This is a genomic window from Alteromonas sp. V450, from assembly GCF_001885075.1.
In the GTDB taxonomy this organism is placed as follows: Bacteria; Pseudomonadota; Gammaproteobacteria; order Enterobacterales; family Alteromonadaceae; genus Alteromonas.
Genome location: NZ_MODU01000004.1, coordinates 1,583,975 through 1,610,139, shown reverse-complemented (window position 1 = coordinate 1,610,139; position 26,165 = coordinate 1,583,975). Strand labels below are relative to the sequence as shown.

Annotated in this window: 19 protein-coding genes; 13 read left to right on the top strand and 6 right to left on the bottom strand. The window is 43.7% G+C overall.

What is annotated here, in order from left to right:
• Position 1: 1 nt before the first annotated feature.
• Positions 2 to 682 (top strand): FlgO family outer membrane protein, encoded by a 681-nt coding sequence (locus BK026_RS07020; protein ID WP_071815208.1) that lies wholly within the window; start codon positions 2 to 4, stop codon positions 680 to 682.
• Positions 683 to 723: 41 nt separating this feature from the next.
• On the opposite strand, the gene mnmC is transcribed toward BK026_RS07020, so the two are convergent.
• Complete coding sequence (gene mnmC / locus BK026_RS07015; protein ID WP_071815207.1) at positions 724 to 2,787, bottom strand: bifunctional tRNA (5-methylaminomethyl-2-thiouridine)(34)-methyltransferase MnmD/FAD-dependent 5-carboxymethylaminomethyl-2-thiouridine(34) oxidoreductase MnmC; 2,064 nt, start codon at positions 2,785 to 2,787, stop codon at positions 724 to 726.
• 3 nt (positions 2,788 to 2,790) lie between these two features.
• Positions 2,791 to 4,065 (bottom strand): galactose oxidase, encoded by a 1,275-nt coding sequence (locus BK026_RS07010; RefSeq protein ID WP_071815206.1) that lies wholly within the window; start codon positions 4,063 to 4,065, stop codon positions 2,791 to 2,793.
• A 369-nt stretch (positions 4,066 to 4,434) separates the two neighbouring features.
• Here BK026_RS07010 and fabB point away from each other — a divergent pair, with 369 nt between their 5' ends.
• The 4 genes from fabB to BK026_RS19490 all read left to right on the top strand — a co-directional run bounded on the left by fabB (position 4,435) and on the right by BK026_RS19490 (position 8,317).
• Positions 4,435 to 5,649, top strand: coding sequence for a beta-ketoacyl-ACP synthase I (gene fabB / locus BK026_RS07005; protein ID WP_071815205.1), 1,215 nt, complete (start codon positions 4,435 to 4,437; stop codon positions 5,647 to 5,649).
• A 341-nt stretch (positions 5,650 to 5,990) separates the two neighbouring features.
• Complete coding sequence (locus BK026_RS07000) at positions 5,991 to 7,181, top strand: hypothetical protein (protein ID WP_071815204.1); 1,191 nt, start codon at positions 5,991 to 5,993, stop codon at positions 7,179 to 7,181.
• A gap of 453 nt (positions 7,182 to 7,634) precedes the next feature.
• Complete coding sequence (locus tag BK026_RS06995; protein ID WP_071815203.1) at positions 7,635 to 8,033, top strand: AraC family transcriptional regulator; 399 nt, start codon at positions 7,635 to 7,637, stop codon at positions 8,031 to 8,033.
• Between the two features lie 32 nt (positions 8,034 to 8,065).
• The gene (locus BK026_RS19490) at positions 8,066 to 8,317 is read left to right on the top strand and encodes a hypothetical protein (RefSeq protein ID WP_143142095.1); all 252 of its coding nucleotides are present in this window, start codon (positions 8,066 to 8,068) and stop codon (positions 8,315 to 8,317) included.
• A gap of 65 nt (positions 8,318 to 8,382) precedes the next feature.
• Here the strand turns inward: BK026_RS19490 and BK026_RS06990 are convergent, their stop codons facing one another.
• Complete coding sequence (locus BK026_RS06990; protein ID WP_256253932.1) at positions 8,383 to 11,055, bottom strand: serine/threonine-protein kinase; 2,673 nt, start codon at positions 11,053 to 11,055, stop codon at positions 8,383 to 8,385.
• Positions 11,056 to 11,186: 131 nt separating this feature from the next.
• Complete coding sequence (locus tag BK026_RS06985; RefSeq protein ID WP_071815201.1) at positions 11,187 to 11,771, bottom strand: ECF-type sigma factor; 585 nt, start codon at positions 11,769 to 11,771, stop codon at positions 11,187 to 11,189.
• Positions 11,772 to 12,138: 367 nt separating this feature from the next.
• Between BK026_RS06985 and BK026_RS19645 the strand changes: the two genes are divergently transcribed.
• Positions 12,139 to 12,282, top strand: a complete 144-nt coding sequence (locus BK026_RS19645) for a hypothetical protein (RefSeq protein ID WP_177247889.1) — start codon at positions 12,139 to 12,141, stop codon at positions 12,280 to 12,282.
• A 437-nt stretch (positions 12,283 to 12,719) separates the two neighbouring features.
• Complete coding sequence (locus tag BK026_RS06980; RefSeq protein WP_071815200.1) at positions 12,720 to 13,445, top strand: hypothetical protein; 726 nt, start codon at positions 12,720 to 12,722, stop codon at positions 13,443 to 13,445.
• A 264-nt stretch (positions 13,446 to 13,709) separates the two neighbouring features.
• On the opposite strand, the gene BK026_RS06975 is transcribed toward BK026_RS06980, so the two are convergent.
• A complete protein-coding gene (locus tag BK026_RS06975) occupies positions 13,710 to 14,618 on the bottom strand; it encodes an alpha/beta fold hydrolase (protein WP_071815199.1) in 909 nt (302 codons plus the stop codon).
• 81 nt (positions 14,619 to 14,699) lie between these two features.
• Positions 14,700 to 15,389, bottom strand: a complete 690-nt coding sequence (locus BK026_RS06970) for a Crp/Fnr family transcriptional regulator (RefSeq protein WP_071815198.1) — start codon at positions 15,387 to 15,389, stop codon at positions 14,700 to 14,702.
• Positions 15,390 to 15,564: 175 nt separating this feature from the next.
• Between BK026_RS06970 and BK026_RS06965 the strand changes: the two genes are divergently transcribed.
• From BK026_RS06965 to truA, 6 genes are all read left to right on the top strand, one after another.
• Positions 15,565 to 16,320, top strand: a complete 756-nt coding sequence (locus BK026_RS06965; RefSeq protein ID WP_071815197.1) for a class II aldolase/adducin family protein — start codon at positions 15,565 to 15,567, stop codon at positions 16,318 to 16,320.
• A 166-nt stretch (positions 16,321 to 16,486) separates the two neighbouring features.
• Positions 16,487 to 17,668, top strand: coding sequence for a hypothetical protein (locus BK026_RS06960; RefSeq protein WP_071815196.1), 1,182 nt, complete (start codon positions 16,487 to 16,489; stop codon positions 17,666 to 17,668).
• Between the two features lie 714 nt (positions 17,669 to 18,382).
• The gene (locus BK026_RS06955) at positions 18,383 to 19,585 is read left to right on the top strand and encodes a 4-phosphoerythronate dehydrogenase (RefSeq protein WP_071815195.1); all 1,203 of its coding nucleotides are present in this window, start codon (positions 18,383 to 18,385) and stop codon (positions 19,583 to 19,585) included.
• A gap of 29 nt (positions 19,586 to 19,614) precedes the next feature.
• Complete coding sequence (locus BK026_RS06950) at positions 19,615 to 20,631, top strand: aspartate-semialdehyde dehydrogenase (RefSeq protein WP_071815194.1); 1,017 nt, start codon at positions 19,615 to 19,617, stop codon at positions 20,629 to 20,631.
• Between the two features lie 420 nt (positions 20,632 to 21,051).
• A complete protein-coding gene (locus BK026_RS06945) occupies positions 21,052 to 25,224 on the top strand; it encodes a FimV/HubP family polar landmark protein (protein WP_071815193.1) in 4,173 nt (1,390 codons plus the stop codon).
• Positions 25,225 to 25,304: 80 nt separating this feature from the next.
• On the top strand, positions 25,305 to 26,096 hold the full coding sequence (truA, locus tag BK026_RS06940) for a tRNA pseudouridine(38-40) synthase TruA (protein WP_071815192.1): 792 nt from the start codon (positions 25,305 to 25,307) through the stop codon (positions 26,094 to 26,096).
• Positions 26,097 to 26,165 lie beyond the last annotated feature (69 nt).

Below are 26,165 nucleotides of genomic sequence, written 5' to 3'. Positions count from 1 at the left end.
TATGTTGATTACTAACGTGTTTAAAAACGTACTCCCGTGTTTGTTGATTTCAACAATTGCGGCATTAGGCGGGTGCGCTAGCTTTTCTGACAACGCTGAATATGTAGAGCCAGTAAATCCTTCTGGTCTTGTATATCGGCCTGATTCAAGAGACAGGGCAGCAAGTCAAATAGTCGATGTAGATCCTGGCTACAGAGACCCGCTTCACTATGGTTTTTCACCCGCCCAAACACATAAACGCTTAAACGATTATGCGTCTCAATTGGCTATGGGGCTTATGGAAAACGCGACTCGACTATCCCAGCAAGACATGGTTGGAGTCGCGAGCTTTGTGAGGCTAAATCAATCGCTCGGTGAGAGCACCGTGTTGGGAAATCAACTCTCTGAATACCTTATCACCGAACTGCAAGATTTTGGCCTTGCAATTGTAGACTTCAAACTGATGGGCGGCATCACGGTAACCCCAGTAGGGGATTTTGTGTTAACGCGCAGTGGCGAGGCTTTAGCTAAACAAGTAGAAATGGATCACGTAGTTACGGGAACGATTATTGAAGGCGAGCGTGGCGTAAGGGTGAATGCGCGCATTGTATCGCTAAAAAACAAGCAAGTAGTTGCAAGTGCTGCTGTCTTCATCCCTGCTTTCGTTGTTATGGATCTAAACAAGATGGCTAGCGTTAACTAGCCATCATAGGGGCACTTTATGCACGGTATCGGTGTCAGGCTTTATACGGTTTGACCCCTTATCGCTTCGCGAGTCATAAAGCGGCTTGTGTTGACTGCATTGAGCAAATCATTACTTAAAGGCAACGGCTCTTTGCATAAACTGCCCACCAACACCTCTGCCATTAACGGCGCTGTGGTTAACCCTCGTGAGCCCAAGCAGGTTAAAGTAGAAACTACGCTGCTTGGCAACACCGGTGCGCTCGTCAACGGCTTGCCCACACCTAGTACAGTGTAGTGCTCTTTCATTAAATGAAAGTTATGTAGCGCGCCAACAACAGGCTGGTGGTCGGGCGAACCTAAGCGCGTTGCTGCTCTGGCGTTACCGTCGTGCTGTAAAGCCTGCACTATGTCGGTGTTCGCCAGCGCCTGTTCGTGTGTGGCGAGATTCATTGCGGTTTCATCGCCTCGCACATCGGTACATAAGTCGTTTTTAACGTAGGTTGACCCTAAAGCATGCCTACCTTCAAATGCCGGAGTCATGTACCCTTTGTGGCACAATACAGTGTTAAGCTGTTTTATTGGCATTTGGGTTGGTACAGCTTCAACCTGACCGCGAACAGGGCGAAGGGAGAGGCTGTCAAAATCGCTAGCGTTTACCGCACCTGCACCAAGGGCAAGGATAAGGTGATCGGCCGTAATAACTTCTTCATTCTCAGCGCTACCTAAGTCAAAACGAATCTGAACCCGCTGCTTTGTTGTCTCAATTGCCTCATGAGAGACATAAGTATGATTGGGTTTCAATTCGAGTTTGCCGCTTTGCAATGCTTGTTCAATTATTGCGTTTACTAACTGAGGTGGAGAAAGCCATCCGCCCAAGCCAATGTATAACCCTGAATAGGGAAGGGGCAGGTTAGCAATATCGCTCACTTCTTTGCTGTTCACGGGCTTAATCAACGCCTCAGGCCATACGTCGGCTGCTGCTAGTTTACTTTGCCGCTCTGCTACTTTTTCGTTAAAGCTTAACTGAATAACACCACAGAAATCGTGGGCAACGTTGGTTAGGCCATTAGCTTGTGCATGTGCAATAACGTGGTTGTATGCTTGTCTAGCATACAAAAAGCTGTGCGCCTGAATGCGGCTGGCAATACTTGCTTCGCTATGAAGCTGTGGATAAAAGCCGCCTTGTGGGTTGCCAGATGCGCCGCTTGCAAGTAAATCACCATCAAAATATAACGTGGTGCTAATGCCGCGCTTTACTAACGCCAGGCATGCTGTAGCTGCTGCAAGGCCAGAGCCTACTACTACAACTTTACTTGTTTTATCTAAACTGTCGTCAGCGTACCTGTAATAGGGGCCAGCGGGTAGGCGAAGTTTATGCTGCACATTCTCATTGTCTTGGTCAAAAACGCCTGTCAGCATGTCGCGCTTTCGGCCAAAACCATTACGTTTTTTTATGGTAAAACCCACACCTGCAAGCCCTCGTTTAACGATGCCTGCAGCGGTAAATGTGCCAAAGGTTGTACCTGTTTTTGACAAGCGAGCCATTTGACTAAATAAAGCATCGGTCCACATATCGGGGTTTTTGCTAGGTGCAAAGCCATCTAAAAACCAGGCATCGACTAGTCCACTTACAGGGGAATGCCACTGAGGTAAGAGCTCGTGAACATCACCAATCCACAAGTCGAGCGTGGTTGAGTGGCTATCAAAGTTTAGGCGATGGCAGCCTTCAAGGCCCATAGGATAAAGTGAAGCGAGTGCATCCGCCTCTTCTTTAAGGGCAGGAAATGCTTCTAGCGCACGCTGCATATCCTGTTGAGGCAGAGGAAACTTTTCCGTAGTGATAAAATACAAGCGTTTTAGCGGGTGGTCAGGGTTCGCGGCTTTAAATTCGTTGAAGGCGCGCATGGCAACCAAGAAATTTAGCCCAGTTCCAAAACCTGTTTCAGCGATGACAAAAGTAGGGGTGTGCCACTGTTGCCAGCGCTCAAGAAGGTCGTTGCCTGCAATAAAAACGTGTTGGGTTTCGTCAATTCCGCTGTCGTTAGAAAAATAAACGTCGTCAAAATGGTCGGCGACAGGCGTACCGCTCTCATTAAAATGAACCTGTGCATGCTTAGATTTCACTGTTTATTTTTCTCCTTTTTTGCCGTTCTGGTGTTGGCACCCTAAATTGAGGGCAGTGTTTACTACTTCAACACCTTGCCCATTCGATGCTTGCTCTGCAAAGTCAGGGGGATTTCGCTGTGTTGATGAACAAGACATTTCTGTGAGTGTTGAAAAGTGCGAGGTAACTTTACTCGTCACGCGCTGTGTGCCAAGCATACCGCCTACGGTAACCCAAGAACCGTTAACGTTAATTAATCCGCGATGATCCATCGTAGGCGCTTCAGCTTCTGTTTTCGAGATAACCCAAGTGCCTTCGGCTAAATCAAAGGTCCATATGGCTTCATCAGCAGTTGAAGGCTCACCGTTATAACCAATACCATTGTAGTTATACGGATTTGTTGAACCGCCCACAAAATGAATTTTGTTAGTGGCTTCATCGCCAGCAGCGGCCATGCGATAGCGCGCAGTACCTGTTGGATGGTCAAGTGTACGCCAATCAATCTTAAAAGGGTTTTGCTTATCAATTACGCCTTTAAAGCAGGCCGTTTCTGCAGCAAAGCTACGGCGTTTATCACTGTGCGGTGTTACAGAAACGCCGTCACAAATTATCATAATATTATCGACGATACCGCCAGCTTGACCGAATACCGGTTTCCCTAAGAATGGGCTAGCCTGTTGCCATTTTTTAGTTTGCGTATCATAAACCTGTACAAGATTTACGTTGCCATCGTTGTGCCAGCCTGAAACTAAGTATACGTAGCGGTCTTGATAGACCAACGCAGTTGCATCATCAACAGGGACGGGCATAGGCGCCAATAGCGTATATTGCCCAGTTACAGGAGCGTATTTATAAACATCTGGCGTACTAATTTCATTATGGTCTTCATCAACCGTGTAACCGCCAAAAATATAAATGCTGTCATCAACGCCCACTGCTACTGAGGCTAAACGGCCTTTCAGCGCAAGGCTGGATGGAACTGGGGGAAGGGCTTGCCACTGCAAAGGTTTATCTTTGTTGTTGATAACAAGCTGCCAAGCACGATTATGCACGTCTTTATAGGTTTTGCCTTTGCTCAGTCCCATGAAACTAACTACATATTGCGTGTCGTTTATGGTTATAGACGCTACCGCATTGTTTGAAACTGGCTCTGGAAGTGCGGGAAGGCTAACAGGCGCAGCCGTTGCTGCGACAGTCGCTGTACAAGCAATGATAAAGGCAGCCACCACAAAAGAAAGTCGCGGTACCGCACTTTGGAAAATGCGTAGAGCAATGGTTCTTGGCTTTTTTAATAACACAGCAGTCTTCAGTTTTATCTAAATTTCGAACGTTTGGCCGCGTATTCTACCTGTCGCCTTTTTGTTTTTCCGCAAAAGTTTATGTTAAGGCCAATTTGAATGTTTTGTGAAGGTATAAATTAACGCTGGTCATGACCCTGTGCATTCGTGGTACATTGGACTTATTAGAATAAAAAATAAGTAGCCGCAGACGGTAAAAATGATAAAAGAAAGGAACTGGGAAACCTCCTGTTTGTAAACATAAGCCCGGTACTAAGGCAGTTGCTGCAACGCTGACGTTTAACTAATTCCTGTGGGGCAATCGGCAGAGCAGACCACTTTACCATTCAAAATCGTTACCATAAGCCGCAACAACGCAAAGGGTAAACTATGAGAAGAGCAGTTATCACCGGTCTTGGTATTGTATCAAGCATCGGCGTAAATAAAGAAGACGTACTTGCTTCACTTAAAGCGGGTAAGTCTGGAATTACATTTTCAGAACAGTTCGCCGAAATGGGCCTTCGCAGCCAGGTTTGGGGCAACATCGACATCGATTTAAAAGAGCACATCGACCGTAAAGCCATGCGTTTTATGGGCGATGCGGCAGGCTACGCATACGTAGCGATGCAGCAAGCCATTGCAGACTCTGGTTTAGAAGAAAGCGACATTTCAAACGAGCGCACAGGAATTATTGCTGGCTCAGGTGGCGCGTCTTCTGAAAACCAAGTGCTTTCTGCAGACATTCTTCGCGAAAAGGGCGTTAAGCGTGTGGGACCATACATGGTACCTCGCTGTATGGCGTCTACGGTATCGGCTTGCTTAGCTACACCGTTTAAAATTCGCGGCGTGAACTATTCAATTGCTTCTGCCTGTGCAACCAGTGCTCACTGTATTGGCAATGCGCTAGAGCTTATTCAACTTGGTAAGCAAGACGTAGTATTCGCCGGTGGCGGTGAAGAGCTACATTGGTCACTATCAAGCCAGTTTGACGCTATGGGCGCACTAAGCTCTAAATATAACGACAATCCAGCTGTGGCATCACGTACTTATGACGCAGCACGCGACGGCTTTGTAAGTTCTGGCGGCGGCGGTATGGTTGTTGTTGAAGAACTTGAGCACGCGCTTGCACGCGGCGCAAAGATCTACGGTGAAGTTGTAGGTTACGGCGCTACTTCAGACGGTTTTGACATGGTTGCACCGTCGGGTGAAGGCGCAATTCGCTGTATGAAAATGGCAATGCAAAATATCGATGCACCCATCGATTACTTGAATACCCACGGCACATCAACGCCAGTAGGTGACGTGAAAGAACTTGCCGCTATTCAAGAAGTGTTTGGTCAAGCAGGTGTGCCAATTAGTGCAACCAAGTCGCTAACCGGTCACGCATTGGGTGCAGCAGGTGTTAACGAAGCTATTTACAGCTTGTTGATGATGGAGAATAACTTTATTGCGCCATCAATTAATATCGACACGCTGGACGACGCGGCAAAAGGGCTAGATATTGTTACCGAAGCACGTGAAGCAACGTTGAATACTATTATGTCAAACAGCTTTGGCTTTGGCGGTACTAACGCAACGCTTGTTATGCAGCGTTACAACGGTTAATTCAAACCGCTTAAACCGGTAAGCTTTTTTTGCTTCTGTAAGAAGCTTTAAAAAACAAAAGGGCGTAAAACTGAGCACCGTGGGTGTTTGTGTTTACGCCCTTTTTTATTGCTATTTTTCAATTAAATTTGCATGTTAAAAGCGACTAGTTACGTAATTGTAATCGACGGTTTTGCGAAACCTCAGATGCATCATATCTAGATTCAATGCAATCTAATGTTTCTTTTGATTTCTAGATATGGGATGGTTGTTTGTCTGCAGGGCTTAAACCTGACATGATTGCGAAAGCTTGTGTTTGGTGATTAGGGAAAAATATGCAGGGAGCGTTTTAGGACAGCATCATGGGCAGAAACAAAATTTATATTCTATCGTTTATTATCGGCATCAGTGCCATTGTATTTTTGAACGTAAACGCGTTCGAAGAAAGAGATTCCGATGAGGAAATGTTAAATGAAAAGCCGTTGAGTAGTTCGGAAGCTCAGCCAACTTTTCGAGATGCATTATTTAAAAGCATTGAAGCCGAAATTACCGCAGTACCATCACAGGCATTGGAAAAACAAATTAAGTCTCTGGCAGAAAAAACGCTTAATAAATACATGGATATAGTTGCGATTACTGGTCACTCTGAATATCAGAGCTTATCTTATGAGGACGAATGGTGTGATGCTCACGTAGATTTGCGCAAAGAAGAATATCAGTATGCAATGATGCAACAGCGTGAGTTTAAGGGCCGGAGAGATACATTTACGTATAGCACACCAAACGATGAGCACAATATTTTTAGAGGGATAGATGTTCCTAGTGATGTATTAGACGGCTCTGGGACAAGTTATATCTATTCAGAGATGAATGCTGAAGAACTTATGCAGTTGGCGAAGAAAGATGATGTTTCGGCATTAGCTGAAATATTGAGACGTGACAGTTCTCGGGAAACCCAGCATTGGGCATCTGAAAGATTAATAATACTTGGCGATGTTGGTCGCGGCTTAGTTAGTGTTGTGGGTTCTTTCCTTGCGTTAGCAAGCGTTTACGATGACATAGAATTTAAGCAGAAAAATTTTTTAAATGCTCTGGAAATGGTTGAGTATGGTTTATTGCGCAAAAGTACATCTGCGTTTAGGGGGTTTCTGCTCACGATAACTGACGAAAGCGGTAGGCCTAGAAAAGGTTTTGAGTTTATCTCTGAAATCGACCCGAACGAAATAGAAAAGATAAAGACTAGAGCTGCACAGCGGTACGATATAATTAATCAACTAAGATTAAATGAGAATCGTTCTTCGCTTTCGGATATAGATGAGGGTCGAGAACTTGAAGATATGTACAACGAAGAACTATATTTTCTTTACTCTAGCTATAACAATCAAGCAAACACATCACTTATCCCAGCACATTGGAAAGAAAGTTATTTACTGAAAAATAGTTGTGTTGAACGCAAACTGGCAAGCGAACATTTTTTTGATACGTACTTACCAAAAGTTCAAGAAGAAATAAATTTATTGCTAGCGAATGCTAAAAACAACCTCAATCATTAAGATACCGTGCATATCTTTAAGCGATAAATAATGCGCGTTTTTTTCCAACAGACTCGCTAAAACCGATACCTTTGTCCTGGTTGGCATGTGCCCATAGCACGGCTAGGCGTCTTTAGACGTATCGCAGCCGATATGGGTGTAGCAGAGCGCCACAATCTCTCTCATTTTCACTTTTATATGTTATTTCTCAAGGACGTTCTCACAGAAGAACGCGGGCAAACCAAATTCAAGCGCGTTAAAGCGCTAAGTCATAGCGTTATCCAAAATCGATGTTTGATCATTCATCCGTGCCGCTGAATTTTTCTTCTATTAAAACATCAGACCGAGAAATCAATGCTTTTCTATATCGAATAAAAAATTTTTTATTGGAAAAATAAACGCCATTTTCTGGGTAGTTAAGATTTGCTACATGCCAACAATAGAGAGTATTCATTTAATAACAGTGTATTTTCTATGGCCAAGTCAAAACGCTTTAGTACAGCGCAAGACTTTGAATTGCAGCTTAACCTTATTATTGAAGGGCTTATTGACTACCACAGTCGTTTGCCGGAGCTAGAAAAAAAGGACATACAGGTTTCAGAAATCGCTGAGAAGCTTGATGTTTCAACCAATACGCTCAGGCGCTGGTGCCAAGAATTTTCTGGCGTTTCAGCGCGAGAGTTTTTGGCTATCTATCGCGTAGAGAAAGCAAAATTACTACTTAAAAGTGGCTTCAAATCTTCTGATGTTGCTCACCAGCTTGCTTTTACTGAACACAAAACGTTTTCAGCTTTGTTTAAGCGTCATGCTCATAAAACCCCATCAAATTTCGCGAATTCTTTGTTTAGTGCTGGCCTAGTCCGACCGAACTAAATGTAATTAACAGGGCATGTAAGGAAATTAAAATGAACAAAAAAGCTTTGACTCTTGGGTTAATCCTATCTTCTGTCGTCTTATCAGTCTACGCTGGTGTTTCTAACATAAGAAGTAACGGCAATATCAGCGGCGTACCTTCCTATCTTGTTGAATGTTCCTCTGGTAGCAGTTATGTCATTTATAAGAAAAACGGCACCTGGTATAGCGGTGGAATCGGCCACATGGGCAATAAATATGACTCATGGTCGAAGAATGACGTCGCTAAATACCTTTGCAGTTAATCGGTAAAATATAGCAGCCTTTCCACTTGAGGCTGCTATATCTGATACTGCTGAAATAACTGCTTCTATAGATACTTTGAGGCTTCAACAAGTACAGTCTTTGCTCGTTGAGTTTCTAAGTGTTCTTCTCCTACCAGACCCAGCTGATATTCATAAGCGACTTTAGCAAGGTCATGAGCCTGTTGATATTTGCCTTGCTGTAAATAAAGGTCTGCCAGAATCCGATTAAACCCTTGGGTCGAAAAACTCTCATCGCCATACCCCTTCTTGGCAATGCGTAGTGCCTCTTGTATTTCCAAAACAGCGCTATCAATTCTATTGAGATGTTTATACGTCAGCGCTTTCTGGGAGTAAAAACCAGTCAGAGATGTGTGATCTTGAGGGTAGGCTTTCAATGCTATTTTTTGCGCTTCATCAGTCAGTTCAAGGGCTTTCTCATAATCGCCTTTATAACGATTCATTCTCGCTATCGATAACAGACTTTTGGAAACGTGACGGCTTTTCATACCAAAAATGGCAACGTTAATATCGTGCCGCTTATAGTAATAATCTTCTGCTAACTGATAGTCTCCCTGTTCAACCGCTATATTCGCTAAATTACCATAGGTCGTCGCCAGGTTGCTTTTATTTGCAAGTTCATTGGTTAGCCCAATTTCAAGTGCCTTATTGAGGTACTCCTTACCTTTTTCAAACTCCGTGATATGTTTATAGAGAACCCCGAGCCCATTGTATAAATTTATATAATTAGCATGACCTTCCGGTAAAAAGGTTTTAAAAATGTCATCGGCTTCCAGAAGCGCTGCAATGGCTTCTCTTGGTTCAGATAACGCTTTGTGCGCATGCGCTTTATTAAAAAGAGAATCGACATACTCTGAGCCACTGTAAGGTGCGAACTGCTTATGGATTTCAATGGCTTTGTCGGCATATTCTAACGCTAAAGGGTAAGTACCCATCGTATGATAAAAATACGACATCAAATTATAATTTATTGCGGTAGCAGGGTGGTTATCACCAAACATGCCTTTATCTAATTCGAGTACTTTGAGATAAATCTCTTCTGCATCATCAAACCTGTCTAACTCCTCCATTGCGCTGCCATAATTGTGATAAATATTAGACAATAAGGACTTATCGCCAAGAGTGTTAGTGGTGTAAATTGATAACGCCGCTTGGGAGTGCTCTAATGATTTTTCATAGTTCGGCACACGAAAATATAACATGCTTAGGTGAACGTTGATGGTGGTTTCCAATGTCACATCATTGTTACGCCGCGCAAACGCCAACAGGCTTGAATATATATTTTTAGATTCCTCAAACTCGCTTAATTTTTGGTACGTGTCTGCCTCTAATAAACGAATCTCAACATAGAGTTCCTTTTGCCCTCTTTTATCAGTTATGAGCAATGCATCAGCGATGTTCTTCAGTGCTACATCGTAATTTAAAGCCCTCTCAGCCAAGTTAGCCTGCAAAAATAGCTTCTCTGATAGTATGAAAGGGTTGTTACTATCAACACTGCCTAACAGAGCTTTAGCTTTGTCAAACGAACCTATACCTAAGAAGGCATTTACCAAAGACAATTTTACCCGGTCCTCACTTTCTGTGTGCAATTGGGTATTGGCTTCCAATTTAGTCAGGGCATTATTAAGCACATCCTCTACTGAAATGCCTTTTTCTTGATTCTCGTAAGGTGATGAATATTCAAAAACACTTTCCAGAAAGGTAATGTTTTGCTCTGCAATTTGTTTTTCTATGATGAGTTGCTTGTTTTGAAAGAAGATCAAAACTGCACCGACTACCGACAAGCTAAATAACGCCGCCGTGCTTAAGCTTGAAACAGGGTTGCGGGCGACAAGCTTTCTTAATCTGTAAAAAAAACCGCCCTTCATGGTGACTAATGGCTCATTGTTTTTTAAAGAATTGAGTTCTTGTTCAAGAATAAAAACCGAAGGAATTTGCGTTTGACTATCTGAGCTCAGCGCACTGCTCAGTAATGTTTCAAGTTCCTTTGATGGTGTCTTGCCATTATTAAGGATCTTCTTAGAAATCATGCCTAATGCATAAATATCAGTTGCTACCGTTAATTTTTTGCCGTCAAGTTGTTCCGGACTGGCAAATTCACGACTAGCGGCTTTCAATTTTACCGAGTCGTCATATTCATTTAAGGACTGCGCAATACCAAAGTCCATCAACTTGGGCTCACCATGGGTATTCACTAGAATATTGGAGGGTTTGATATCGGCATGTATGATCATATTCTGGTGCGCTAGGCCCACCGCGTTACAAACCTTGATTAATAATCCTAATCTTGCTTTGTGGGATACTTCTTCCTTTAGGCAATATTCATCCAATGGCACCCCATCAACAAACTCCATTACCATATAAGGCAGGTTTTCCTCTGTCTTATCAACGGTATAAATTTTGGCGATATTAACGTGGTCAAGATTCGCTAAATGCTGTGCTTCGTTTAATAAAAAGTCTTCGCCGGCCAGTGCGACAATTGAAGGATATACAAATTTTACAGCAACCCTCTGTTCAAGCTGGCCGTCATTACGCTCGCCAAGGTAAACTGCGCCCATTCCTCCTTGACCGAGCTTTTTAGTAAGTTGATAAACGCCTACCTGCTTTCCAACCAGTTTATGTATTACGCTGTCGTCGACCAACAGTTCTGCCTGCTTACCGATGATGGCATTAAAGGTGGTTTGCTCTTTATTAGCTTCGTGCGCAGCGATTAATGCCATAACGTCGGCGTAAAAAGCATGGTTTTCATCTAAAAAATTGGAGAGATTTTCGCTCATTCGTTGCTCATCGAGCATCAACAAATACTGAAACAGCGCCAGAGAGGTATCAAAGTTCATGGTTGTCCTTATTATTATGAGTCCATTTGGCACTGGGTACGCAAATAAGCTTTTGCCACGGAAAGTTCGTTATAGATAGTGGATTTTTCGATAGTAAGTTCGGTACTTATTGCCGGTATGTCATAGCCCAGAAAATAGTGCAGCAACGCCACCCGATAAGATCTCGGTGCTATTTTTGAAAGCTCAGACAGGGCGTTATCAAAGTTAATGTAGGGCTGAGGATCATCCGGCAGAGCGATAATGTCAGTAAAGTGCTCATTATTGCCGCTTCTCTTTTTGGCCTGCTTAGCTTTAATGTCATCGAGTAACATCCAGCGCACAAACGAAGCCAGCGAGAGATAAAACTGTTCACGGTTATCATATATCTCTTGCGGTGGAGAGAGTTGAACCAGCACTTCATGCAGTAAAGACGTGGTATTAGGCAGTTGTTCGAGAAAGGTTTCAGAGCGGCTTTTATTGGTTAATTGTTTTTTTACAATACCTTTTAAATGGAAGTAAATGATACTCCTCAGCTGATTTGCACTGTTGAGATCGTTATGTATAACCCACTCATTGATCAGCTCTGTAACAGGTTGATGCTGTTCTAAATTCAAGTTCATACTACCCAAACTACCGTTAACTTCGTACCAGTTATAGGTACTAGTGACATCCGTATAACGAGTAAAAAGGGCGTATTATTGGCTGGTATGTACCGGGTGAGGCGCTCTGCGTGTAATTTGGATACAGCAAATCCCTGCTTAAAACATCTTCCATACATTGCTGATATTGCTTATTTTTATTCTTCAACGGGGCGAAAATCTAGTTGTAGCACGAATTTTATGCAGATTGTAGAGTTTATAAACTAAAGTATGAAGAACGGACTAATTGTATAAATATAGAACGGGGCACAGCGCCTCGGTGTGCCGGTGAACATAGATATGATGTCGCCTATCCGTTTAAACTGCATGATAGGGTGCGTCAGCTCTAATGCGGCAATGGCTGTTAAACGCTTTACACCACGTAAGCCATCACGACACATTCAGCGACTATACCATTCAAGGTGACTTCGACTTTAGTGCATCAGCTACACATACCTACCATCACTTGAATACGCAAAAGGTAATTCGCTAAAAAAGCAGCGAATACAGTTGATGAAGTTTTCTTCCAACATGTTTACCAGTAACTTTTTGAGAAATATCCGCAGCGAGAGAAAACTCAGATGGTGGCGTTTGGCGTCTGCGAAGCTTCTACAATCCCATGACTTGAGGAGCCAGGGCAAACCTGCGTTTACGTTCAATTTTTTGTCTATTGAACAGATAAAAGTCAATATTTCAATCTCTACGAGCAGTTAGATTTTAGCTAAAATTACTTTGAATCACTAACGAACTTGCACCAAGATGATACAGTGACGAAGTATAGGGTAAAGTTATAGTTGTTCTTATATGTGGTTAGAAAAATTACGTTTACCAGACCTGTTAGAAAAGTGAAATAGTAGACTGTTAGTCTTTGAAACATAAAAAAATAGCTGGGTAACCTTGTACCAGAGCCAAATAATAAGAGTGAATATTATGCGTATAAGACAATTAGCAACGCATCTGAAACAGCAAAATTGGATAGCTGTCGTTCTCGATTTTTTAATTGTAGTAAGCGGGATTTTTGTTGGTTTGCTGGCCAGTGAATGGAATCAATCTAGGTTGGATGAGCAGCAACAAGTCAAGCTGGTGCAGCGACTTTACGATGAAATTAACACTTCTATCGAAAGCAGTGATGATTTATTGGCAAAGGTTACAGCCAGTGCTAAATCCGGTAAGGAATGCCTCGATAAGATCTATAATAAAACGCTGACAAAGGAGGAAGCCAACACGTTTATGGATGACTGCTTTTTGCCCCATATGTACAGTGAATTGGTGATCGCTTCTCGATTAACACTCCCTTCCTTATTAGAGATCGTGAATTCTGGGTCATTTAAACAAATTTCTGATTCAGGGCTTCGGGCGCAGATTTCTGCCTATATTCAGGAAGTGGAACAAGCGAAAGAACAGGAGCTATTTATACGCCAATTGTATTTACCCAGTTTGACGTATTTCCAACAGAATTTGAGGCGAGTGCCAGGTTATCAGCTAAGCCTTGCTTATGAAGTCTCTTTCGACATGCTGAACAACGATGACGTGCTCTATAACCATATGAATAACACCTACACGCTCCGGAACTTCGCAATCGCTTTATTGTACGCTGGCTTTGAAAAGAAAAAGGCCCTGCGGAGTGCACTTAAAGCATTCTTGGACAGTCACTAAATTCCTAGCGTCTTTAGAGGCGGCAACAGTGCTGCCGCCTGGACTTTAATTGTCTTGACGGCCACAAAGCATGAAGCATTCATTACGTCAAAACATTGTTGGAATAGCCCAGTAATTTATAAACCTTCTTAAGGAGGTTGGTCGATAACAGGGCTACTCGACAGACTGACTTGTTAGAGTAACGTTTTGCTGGTGTATCAACAATGTCAGTAATACGTCTTCAGACCATTAACCAAATGGGATTTCGCAAAATTCTTTTCTGAATCAAAGGCGTTCAGCTAACTTCTGGATTGCGTTAATAACAATATCTGGCTGCATTTTGTGAATTGAATGCTGACGCGCTCCTGAAAAAATAATTGTGCTATTGGTAGAGCGAGCGGAAATGTCTTCTTGCAAGGTCGCCCATACCAAATCTCTGGTTTTTGTACTATCGATTTCAGAAGACGCTTTGTTCCGCGCAATAACTACCAAGGGCATGTCGCCATAGTTAGGCGTTAAATTCTTTAATTCACTAAGGCTTCTTGGAAAATGCTCGGCTTCATCTAAGCTGGTATATTGGTGTTTGGTTGTACTTTTTTTAGCTTTTTCTTCAGGATTAGCGTTGGAAAGATATAGCCTAGGTACCCCAAAAGGTGCTGCCCACATTCCAAATTTAAAAAGATATTTCTTTAGATAGCTTGCTTGAGGCAGTCTATTTATCTGGTCTTCATGGGCAGAGTCTACCAACACCAAAGCCACTATATGTTCGGGATAGGTGAGGGCATAGCGCTGCATGTTTACCCCGCCAAACGAATGGCCTACAAGGATAATTGGTTCAGTAATGTCTTTCTTTTCTAAAACCGAATGAAGTTCTGCAACAATAGTTTTACTGTCTCTTTTGTGCGGGCTTTTTTCACTCCACCCAAGGCCAGCTCTATCATAGGTAATGACCCGAGAAAACTGTGAGACTTCCTCTGTCACTTTGTTCCAGACTGATGAGTCGTCACCCATACCAGCGTCAAAAATTACGGTAACTTTTCCTGCTCCAGTGTCCTCGACATACAGGCTATAGTCACCGATATCTATCATTTCTCCACGCTTGTCAAAAGCGGTGGAATCGACATAGCTTGAATATGACTGATATCCAAAACCGACTAATAAAAGCAAAACTATGCTGGTAGATAAAATTTTCAATGCGAACTTTCCTTTTCCTAGTGTTTCCAGAACTTAATTAGTATTCCACAAAATTTTAAGCAATAAAGCGTGCTATTTCGATTAAATAAACTGATAACGACTAAACAAGGTATCTGGCTCGGGAATAGTGATTTTCCCGTAATGCCGTTTTACCAAACCTTCTTGTTGAAGTTCACCTAATAACTGGTTCACCGTTTGCCTACTGCTATTTATCATTTGCGCCAAAGACTCTTGCGAAAGCGTTAGCGTAATCGCGTTGTGTTTGGGCAAATGCTGACCGTAACTGGTGGTGAGCATTAAAAGCCGTTTTACCAGCTGGTGCTTTAGGCTAAGCCCCGCGCTTGAATCAATAAACTGAAAAGCGCTGCGCACGCGCGTGCACAAAAGGCGCGTAAAATGCGGGTAGAGTTCTGGGTATTGCTCAAGCAGTGCTTTAAACGCATTTTTTTGAATAATTGCCACCGTGCAGTTTGTTTCGCAGAAGTTGTCGTGAGTGCGAGGAAGATCGTCAAACATCGATATTTCACCAAACCAGGTACCGGGTCCAAGCAACGCGAATAGCATCTCTCGACCATCTACGCCCACAGTCACCACTCTTAAACGGCCCTCGCACACACCATAAAACCCCACACCGTTCTCACCTTTGGCATGTAGTTGCTGCCCAGCTTTTAGGTGCTTTAGGCGCATCTTGTCGAACATGGCTTCCTGCAAATAGGGCGGGAGCGCGCCAAACCATGTAGAGCTAGCGAGAACAGGTTTAAATCTTTCCATTTAACAAATTTCTTACAATGTCGTATATCCGACAGTGTATAGCAATTACTGCGCGTAATGTAGGCTGCAACAAAAAGTAATTGTAAGTTTCGTTAAATCGCTAACGACATCGAGCCTTTCACGTTGGGCTCACTCGCCACTAAAGAAATGATTTTTATATAAAAAGAGTACAGCTATGACAGATTCAGTAAAGTCGAAGGTAAGCAGTGAAGAATGGCAAACCCGAGTTGATCTAGCAGCATGCTACCGCGCCGTTGCTATGTATGGTTGGGACGACCTTATTTTTACCCATATTTCTGCTCGTGTTCCTGGGCCTGACCATCATTTCTTGATTAATCCCTACGGTTTAATGTTTGACGAAGTTACTGCATCAAGTTTGGTTAAAGTTGATTTACACGGTAACAAGGTAATGGACAGTGAGTACGACATTAACCCAGCAGGTTTTACTATTCACAGCGCAGTTCATGAGGCTAGAGACGATGCCAAATGTGTTTTGCATTTGCATACCGCAGAAGGCGTGGCGGTTTCCATTTTAGAAGAAGGGTTGCAGCCTTACTCACAGCAGTCCCTTTTTCCGCTGGCGTCGCTTTCTTATCATGCCTACGAGGGCGTGGCGTTAAACCCGGACGAAAAAGTAAGGTTGGTTCGCGACTTAGGCGATACTCAATTTATGATTTTGCGCAATCACGGGCTTTTAACCTGTGCAGACAATATTCCCGATGCCTTTTTGTTTATGTTTATTATGCAGCGCGCCTGTGAAATTCAGTTGAAAGCACAGGCAACAGGTAAACCGCTTATTCCTATTCACTCGGCAATTCTGGAAGGCATTCGTACACAAGCCGCTCAAGTAACGCGACAAGCAGGTGGTTCACTTGCATGGCCGGGTATCAAACGTCGCGTAGCGCGTCGCTTCCCTGGGTACGACAAGTAATGATGTGAAGGTTAACGTTATCCAATACCACGTTCACAACGGATGGGGGACAAAAAACGCGAGCTGAAGCGCTTTGTTTTAGGCGCTTCTGTTTTAAAACAGGTCATTGACAATAACGACTTCATTGATTAACGTCATCAATAGAGTAAATATACAAGGATGAAACATGCTCAACTCAACTCAACTCAACTCAACTCAACTCAACTCAAATTTTAGTATGAAGCTCATTTTAGCTTCATTACTTTTAGTGCTATTAATGTGTGGTTACTCAAGCCATGCTCTTGCACATTTTCAACCTTTAACAAATCCTTCTAACAGCGGGTTTGTGCCGACCATTCCTGGTGAGAAACGAGGGGTAGTCTGCTCTGGCGAGTTAGGCAGCGATTTTAATGAATGCCCTTCAAACTTTGAGAAATATGCAATCAGCAAAAGTCAAATTCCAACAGAGGAATCTGAATGCCAGAGTCCGACAGACTTGCTCTGTTCTGAAGAGCTTGTTGTCGGCGTCAAGAACCAGTTTGTAATTTTTGATATCGACAGAGAACAAACCGTAAAATTCGAAGTACTCGTGATGCCAAATGTGTTCTATCAGAATGGCAGTCTGAAGCAATCTGGCTACATTGCGGCCTCTGAAATAGCACCTTCTGCGGACGAGCGTGAGGTCACTGAGTTATTTGCTTTGGTAAGTCGAAACAGAGCTGAGATACGAAAGAAGACAACGATCACCGAACTTGCGGATGGCGCAATGGTGGGTGAAGATGGTGCGCCTTCAGACTTTGTACTGGAGTCCGCCGATTCATGCGAAACTGCGCTAGATTTCCTAGACCGAGCATCATCCTGTGCTGGTGATTTATCCAACGATATTGTCCGAGGTGTTGAAGAAGAGGTACTGTTTTACAGCACGGTCAATGCACTGGAGAAACTCGAGGTCGTTCTTGAAGTGGTTTTACCAACAGACATTGATTTGTCATCTGTGGAAAAATTAGCTGAATTTAATTACATTATCAAAATGAAAGATGGTTCTGTTCTGGTTGTTCATGTAAAGGTCGATGGTGGAGCAATCGAGATAAAACTGAACGAAGATGCATCGAGAGCGTCTGATGGACGAACATTTAGGCTTGCTAGTAGCGGCGGTGTGAATCACTCAACGAGTTTCGCAGAAGCAGAAGCTATCGTATCACTTGGCTTACCCATGAGTCATTGTGGTAACTTACAATCTGTAAGGGCCACAACAGAATGGGTGGTTGCTAAGCGAATTACAATTCGGCAACCAGACGGGACAGAGCAGACACGGTTTATCTATCGCGAGAGAACCAATTTAGAAAACTTTCAAGTCTGCTACGAATGATAGGACTGATTGTTTTAAACAGCTATGTCCTATGACCTGAGGTTTTGTTTAAAGCGTTCAATGTGGAGTGACATACCCAAACGTCACTCCCGTCATCGCCCAACCACTCTCTCAATAAGATTGCCACTACCCCATTTTGAGACGGTAATCCTTACCTTGGTTTTTAGCAGTGGTATGGGTAAATTCAGCACTCACCAAAGCCTAAAGCCTTTCGGGTAAAAGCCTCACTTCTTGCAGCTACACGCTACCGGTTTTTGTGTTCGCTGTTTTCACATACTACGTGTAAGAAGCCGTGTTCAAGGCGACGACATCGTTGAAATTCTTCACACTCTTGTTCTACATGCCGGGGCATCGATTTACCATAGCCTGAAAGCTGTTTGAGAAATTTTGGGTAATGGTGTTCAGCCAATTGATACAACAGCGTATGTTCTGGTCGGTGATATCTATAGGAATACGTGTGAGAAGCTAGCAATAGCGTCCTGCCATGAATTGGCATCACAGTGTGTCGATAATTGTCATGTAAATCGTCTGAATAATAGGGTGGAAAATGCTTAGCTCGAAGGTCCGCTGTACTTAAACTAATGTATGAACTTCGACCGTCTCTTACATGTGGCGGTCAAACGTGTATCAATGACGTAAATTAAGAGAGTTACCGACAAGATAAATCATGGGCGCTGGGTTACTAAAAGCCTAAGTTAAGGTACACTTAGCGTCATGAAAATACTTCTTGAAGATACCATTCCATTTGGCACCGATTACCTTAGTAGCGTAGGCGAGGTTGAAACCTATGCGTGGCAATCTCTTGTGCCTGAAATGTTGCGCGATGTAGATATTCTGGCGCTGCGTTCTACCACCAAGGTTATCCCTGAACTTTTAACCGCTGCTAACAAACTCAAGTTTGTTACTACGGCAACGGCGGGAACCAATCATCTAGATAAAACGCATTTAGACAGCGTGGGTATTGCGCATAGCAGTGCAGCAGGCTGTAATGCTGTTGCGGTTGCCGAGTACGTGTTAAGTGTTTTGCTGCACGCACAAAAGGCCCAAAAAGTCGATTTATATAATTCGACAGTGGGGATAGTAGGTGCTGGTAATGTGGGGACCGCACTATCAAGAATTTTAACGGCAATTGGCGTTAAACACTGTCTGTATGATCCTCCTCTTCAGCAAGCGCTAGCAAAATCGGGTAGGAACCAGCATAACGGTCAGTCGTTTGTAGGCTTAGCGCAAATTGCAAAGTGCGATGTTATTTCGCTACATGTGCCTTTTAATAAAGGTGGCGAGTACCCCACATATCAGATGATAAACAAGGCGTTTCTGGAAGGATTAACGTCAAACCAGCTGCTTATCAATGCATGCCGGGGTGAGGTTATTGATGAAGCGGCATTACTTAGCGTACTTCAAGGGGAACAATCGCCCACGGTAGTGCTCGACGTATTCGACAATGAGCCTGCCATAAATACAGCATTATTTGACTATGTTTGGTTCGTTACACCGCATATCGCGGGGCATTCTGTAGAAGGCAAGGTTCGCGGTACGCAAATGATTTACGAACAAATTTGTGACGTAGTGGGCACAGCCCCAAGCAAAGTGCTTAGCGATTTCTTAGAGAAAACCAGCCCGATAAAAGCTGCGTTGAAATCGCCAGAGGCATCGCGGCTGTCGGTTGATGATCTCATTGCCGTATTTCACAATGTGTACGACGTAGCTATTGACGATAAAGTAACGCGAAACGCGTTTGCGTCAGGCCAAAATGAAACGCCAGAGACACACATTACAAATACGTTCTCTACATTGCGCAAGCAATATAGAGTGCGTCGTGAGTGCAGCGCCTATGCGTTACACTTGCCAAAGAACACCAGTAAGCAAATCCAAGATACATTCACCAAATTGGGCTTTCACGTAAGTCTGGTTTAGTTATTTTAATATTAGGAGCATAAAGCATTATGTCGCAAGCGTTTGACGTAGCGGTACTTGGCGCCACAGGTTTAGTGGGCCAAACCATGATTGAACTATTAGAAGAGCGAGACTTTCCGGTAAACCGTTTGTATCCGCTTGCCAGTAAACGTTCAGCAGGTACTACCGTGTCGTTTAAAGGCGAAGACATTGAAGTATTAGATGCTGATGATTTCGACTGGTCATTAGTGCAATTTGGCTTTTTCTCAGCCGGTGGCAGCATTTCTGCAAAATTTGCTCCGCTAGCGGCAGAGGAAGGCTGTATTGTTATCGACAATACTTCAGAGTTTCGTTACGAGCCAGATATCCCACTTGTAGTGCCAGAAGTTAATGCTCATGCGCTGGCAGAGTTTCGCAATAGAAACATTATTGCGAACCCAAATTGCTCAACCATTCAAATGTTGGTTGCACTTAAACCTATTCAAGACGCTGTTGGTATTGACCGTATTAACGTGTGCACATACCAGTCAGTTTCTGGTGCAGGTAAAGAAGCCATGGAAGAGCTGGCAAAACAAACCGCAGGTTTGTTAAATGCGCGTGAAGTAAAGCCGGAATCATTTAGTCGCCAAATTGCCTTTAACGTTATTCCTCAAATCGACGTATTCCAAGACAACGACTACACCAAAGAAGAAATGAAAATGTTGTGGGAAACCCAAAAAATTATGGGCGATCAAAGCATTTTGGTAAACGCCACGGCTGTGCGCGTACCGGTTTTCTATGGACATGCTGAAGCTATTCACTTAGAAACACGTTCGCCAATAGATGCGCAGCATGTTAAAGAGCTTTTAGCTGATGCGGCAGGCGTAACAGTTTACGACGGCAATGACCAGTTCCCAACGCAAGTAAGCAGCGCTAGCGGCAACGACATTGTGCATGTGGGGCGGATAAGGAATGATATTACTCATCCTTGTGGTTTAAACCTGTGGGTAGTGTCTGACAACATTCGCAAAGGTGCGGCGACAAACAGCATTCAAATTGCTGAGACACTTATTCGCGATTACCTGTAAGTAGTTGCGTAGAAGTTAGTCTCTGGTTACTCGGGTAAGCACAGGAAAAAGTAAACATTTTTCTGTGTTTGCCGATAGAAAAGAATAAGCCCAGTTTTGGTGATATTTAGCTAGCGTGATTGGCAAATATATGGTCTAACTAGATCACCTACCATAACTGGTTTATAGTTTGAGAAGATAGATTCAAAACAACGCTAAAATCGATATTCAGTCAGGCACTTAGCAACAAAAGTAAGGTAATATTTTGGCGCACTAATACCTTATTGTTATTTGCCACGTCACTGGGTGACACTGATTAGTTACTGTGTATTACGAAGCGCCAGAATAAAAAGAAAAGCCAATGGTTTTCCAAATTGATTGGCTGCAAATCCGCCTTAAAGTTAAAGGTGGTAAAGACGCTTGAGGGCATATAGGACTGCTATGAGATTGCATTTAACGGGCTTACTTCTAATAACACTATTTTGGTCTGCCCCAATAATCACTGTTGATGCACAAGAACGCGCTACGTTTTTAAAAGGCCCCAAAAATGCTAATAGTCAGTACTCTGGGTTAGAATACGGGCCCATAGACTCACAAGACACGCTTTGGAGAATTGCAGAAAGATATAGGCAAAATCAAAACCTGAGTGTTTATCAGGTAATGGCCGCTATTTATGAGCTTAATCCCACTGCATTCGAAAATGGAAATCTCAACTTATTAGTTAATGGTTCTGTTTTAAAGCTGCCCTCCGAACGCTACATTGCAAGAATTGACCGTGAAAAAGCAAAGATGCGGGCAGAGCAAGATGACCGTAAATACGCGGAATTACTCAACGCCCCAGGCAGCAGTGTGAAAAATATAAAGCCTGCTTCTCCGCTGGTTAATCAAAATGACCTCACGCAAACTCAGTCTGATATTGAAAAGAAAATTACACGTCTTGATCAAGAACAAGCCAGACAATTTGACGAACTTAGGATGCAATTCGCGGCGTCGCTTGAAAATGTAGAGGTTCTGCTGAATGAAAACCGGAAATTGTATGAGCGTGTTCAATCGGTAAACGATGAACTTGAAACGTTACGTAATCAAGTAGAAGGTGACGTGAAATCTCAACTTGATACGCAAGTAGCGCTGCAACAACAGCTCCTCGATATGATAAGGGCCGAGCAAGCGGAAAGAGCAGCTGCTAATGACAACGATTTAATTAAAACACTCACAAGCCCACTTAGCTTAATTATAGGTTCGTCAATCGTTTCGCTTCTTTTAGTAGGTGGTTTCATCACTTGGCTACTAAAACGAAATAGTAAGTCAGAAGTCCCTTCAACACCAACACCGACAATTACGGCAGATACCGATGATGTGCCAATTCCAGACAAAGACATTGGCGATTTGTCTAGCTCGTTAGCAAACGACGTGGATGACAATGTCGAGCTTTCTGATGATGATTTATTCAATGACGATGATTTGTTAGATGACGTACTCACATCTGATTTAGAGGAATCACTTGACGACGAACTAGAAACGTTTGCCGACCTTGAAGACGACATGTTGGTTCCTGACGACGACAGCGACGATTTGTTTGAAGCAGGTGAAGAAGAACTTGATCAAAATGAGCTAGATAGCCTTTTTGATGATGATGACTTGTCGGACAAAGTATTGAATGAAGACAAAGTTGATGATTTGGATGGGTTTGACTTGTCTGGCGACGACGACGTCTTTGATGAAGCGTCAACTGATTCAGATCCGGCGTCTTCAGAAACCGATATAGCTGAAGAGAATGATAGCGTTGATGCATCGGGCGAGGACGAAGAAGGTATAGATCCTGATGATATACTCAATGAAGTCGCTCAAGAACAAGGTGAACAAGTCACCGATGACGATGATATAGATGCCATCCTTGCCGGAGCAGCATTAGACGAGAGCGTTGAGGATGACGACGCTGATGTCACCGCGTCAAAATCTGTTGAAGACAATGAAGAACAACCTGAAATAAGCATTGATGATCTTTTAGATGAACATAATGTCGAATCTGAGCTTACCAATGAACTCGATGCTAACGATGACCTCATTAACGAAGAAATGCTGGGTAGGCTTGATCAAGAGATCACTACGCAAAATGAAGAAATTGACAAAATAACAGATGAGTTGCTCAATGAAATAGAGCAGATTGAGATGATGGGAGACTTGGCTGAGGACATTGATGAGCCTGACCAAGACGATGAAATACAAGATGAAATACCTTCATCATCGCCGTCCCCTCAAGCCATTCAAGATCTTGATCAAATTGCAGATGGCCTCGATGACGCAGACTTTGAAGAAGATGGCGAGCAGCTAGGTGTCGTTGATGATGATGGGTTAGAAGAAAGCAATAAAGTTGATGAAGAAATGTCTGATGATATTTCATCATCGGATTTCAACGAATCGTTAGACGACCCGTTCACTGACGAATTACTTGCCGAGCTTGAAGCTGAAATTGAGGCAGATGCACCAGAAATTACCGTTGATAGTCAATTGCAGGATGACAATATTTCTTCTGCTGATGAGGATGGTGATTTCAGTGATCCACTGACAGATGAACTGCTAGCGGAGCTAGAAGCAGAAGAGACACAAAGTAGTGAGGAAATAGATTCGCTGAGCGATGAATTGTTGGCTGAACTTGAAGCTGATAATGACGTTTCCGAAGATGCTGAATTGGAAATAGAACAAAGTTCTGAACTTGGGTCTGAAACTGAAACAGAAGAACACGCAGCGGAGCAAGAACAAGAAACTGACGCTGAGCTAGAGGAAGAAGCCGCACCTGATTCAGAGACTGAATCTGACTTAGCTCCCGAGCCTGAAACAGAGCAGGCGTCTGAACCTGAACTCGAAGCAGACATAAAACCGGACGCTGAGTTAGAACAGGAACCCGAGTCAGTGCCGGGGGCTGAGTTAGAGCCCGCGCATCAGCAGGCAGCGGAGCAAGAACAAGAAACTGACGCTGAGCTAGAGGAAGAAGCCGCACCTGATTCAGAGACTGAATCTGACTTAACTCCCGAGCCTGAACCAGAGCAGGCGTCTGAACCTGAACTCGAGGCAGACATAGAGCCGGGCGTTGAGTTAGAACAGGAACCCGAGTCATTGACGGAGGCTGAGTTAGAACCTGAGCATCAGCAGGCAACGGAGCAAGAACACGAAACTGACGCTGAGCTAGAGGAAGAAGCCGCACCTGATTCAGAGACTGAATCTGACTTAACTCCCGAGCCTGAACCAGAGCAGGCGTCTGAACCTGAACTCGAAGCAGACATCGAGCCGGACGCTGAGTTAGAACAGGAACCCGAGTCAGTGCCGGAGGCTGAGATAGAGCCCGAGCATTATGAAGCTGCGGAGCAAGAACAAGAAACTGACGCTGAGCTTGAGGAAGAAGCCGCACCTGAATCAGAGACGGAATCTGATCTAACTCCCGAGCCTGAAACAGAGCAGGCGTCAGCGCCAGATGTCGAAGCAGACAAAGAGCCGGAAGCTGAGTTAGAACCGCAAGCTGAATCTGAGGATGAGACTCAACGTGAAGCTTCAAGTGTTGATCCACTAGACGATGCTATTGAAGCATTTGAAAAGCAGATGATGGATGATATTCCATCGTTTGGCGAAATAGAGTCTAGCGAGGCTGAGAGCGGTGCCTCTAATGGGAACAGTACACAGAACCCTGATAGCGATGAATATGACGACAGTTTGCTTGATGCGGCATTTGATGAAGTTGAAAGTTTTGAGCTGGAACAAGAGGTCGATGGCATTGATAGCACAGACAATGAACCGTCCTCACATACCGATGAAACAAAGAAGAGTACTTCTCAAAAAACCGATGATATCGATGAGCTTGACGACGTTCCTGGTTTAGATGACTGGTTATCTAATTCTCCAGAAGAAGCGAACAGTAAATCGGTTGATGATGAAGATATTCTAAATGACTTAGACAGTGCTGAGTTTGACGAACTGCTTCAAAGCTTAGAGTCTGAGGATAAAGATGATACAAATCTACCTGATACCTCGAATGATGAGGTAGAAGAAGAGGAGTTCTCTTTAGAAGATCCGGAACAAGATGATGACGACATCGATTTAGAAATTCCTGAAGCATTTGAGCAAGATATTGCAGTGCCAGCTGATATTGAAGCTGACAACGAAACACCAGCCAATTCACAAGAAGTAGCTGAAGGGGAGAGCGAAAAGCGAGAAGCTGAAACAGCAGAAGACTTGCAATTGGACAATCCCGATCTCGACTTAGCCGCGCTTTTAAGCGATGTGGATGATTCAAACTCAGTTGATACTAAACCGTCGGAACCAGAGGATTTTTTAGATGTTGAGGCCCTTATTGATGATGGCGGGGAAAACAGTGATTTCGACCCAGACAGTCAAGCGCTAGATTTAGACGTAAGTTTATCAGACTTTACAGGTGTGGTAGACGAAGACAATATCGTCGATATAGATAAAGACGCTGGGCAAAACGCGAATTTAGATTTAGCCAGAGCATATATTGAAATGGACGATGTTGCTGCTGCTAAAGAGCTTTTGGAAGAGGTGGTTAAAGAGGGCAGCCAACAGCAAAAAGAAGAAGCCCAGTCTATTTTGTCATCGCTAGCCTAGTGTCGTAGTCAACAGTAAATTGCAAGTTGACTACGAGATGACTACACTTAGCGCCTTTTATTTTCAGGGGTAACAGAAAAATGGGGCGAATTGCCTTAGGTGTTGAATACGACGGTGCTTCGGTCTTTGGTTGGCAGCGTCAACGTGAAGTGCCGAGTGTGCAAGAATATCTTGAGAAAGCACTGTCGAAGGTGGCCAATGAGCCTATTGAAGTGCAGTGTGCAGGTCGCACAGACGCAGGTGTTCATGCAACAGGACAGGTAGTCCACTTCGATTGTGATGCACCTCGTACTGAGCGAGCGTGGACGCTGGGTGTGAATGCAAACCTTCCCGATGCTGTTGCTGTAACGTGGGCCAAAGCCGTAAATAATGATTTTCATGCTCGCTTCTCTGCTACGCACAGGCGCTATCGCTATGTCATACACAACGCCAAAATGCGGCCTGCAATTTTGCATCACGGCGTAACGCATATACATCGTCCTCTTGATGAGGCAAAAATGCATGAGGCGGCGCAAGCTTTATTAGGTGAGCAAGATTTTACGTCTTTTCGCGCTGCGCTGTGTCAAAGTAACACGCCTTTTAGAAACGTTACCAATGTCAGTGTCTACCGACAGGGTCGCTATGTCATTATTGATATTCGCGCAAATGCTTTTTTACACCATATGGTACGTAACATTACCGGGGCACTTGTCGAAATTGGTGCTGGCGAACAAGACGTGAATTGGGTTTCATACCTTCTTAGTTTAAAAGATAGAAGTAAATCGGCGGCAACGGCAAAACCAAATGGACTTTACTTAGTCGATGTTACCTACCCTGAGGAGCATGGACTACCCAAACCACCGCTAGGGCCGCTGTTTTTGCCAGAGGCATAGGGTTAACTTCTAAGACCAGTTTTGTTTTTTCCATTTCGTTGTAATGTGGTCTAATAGCGCGCTATATTA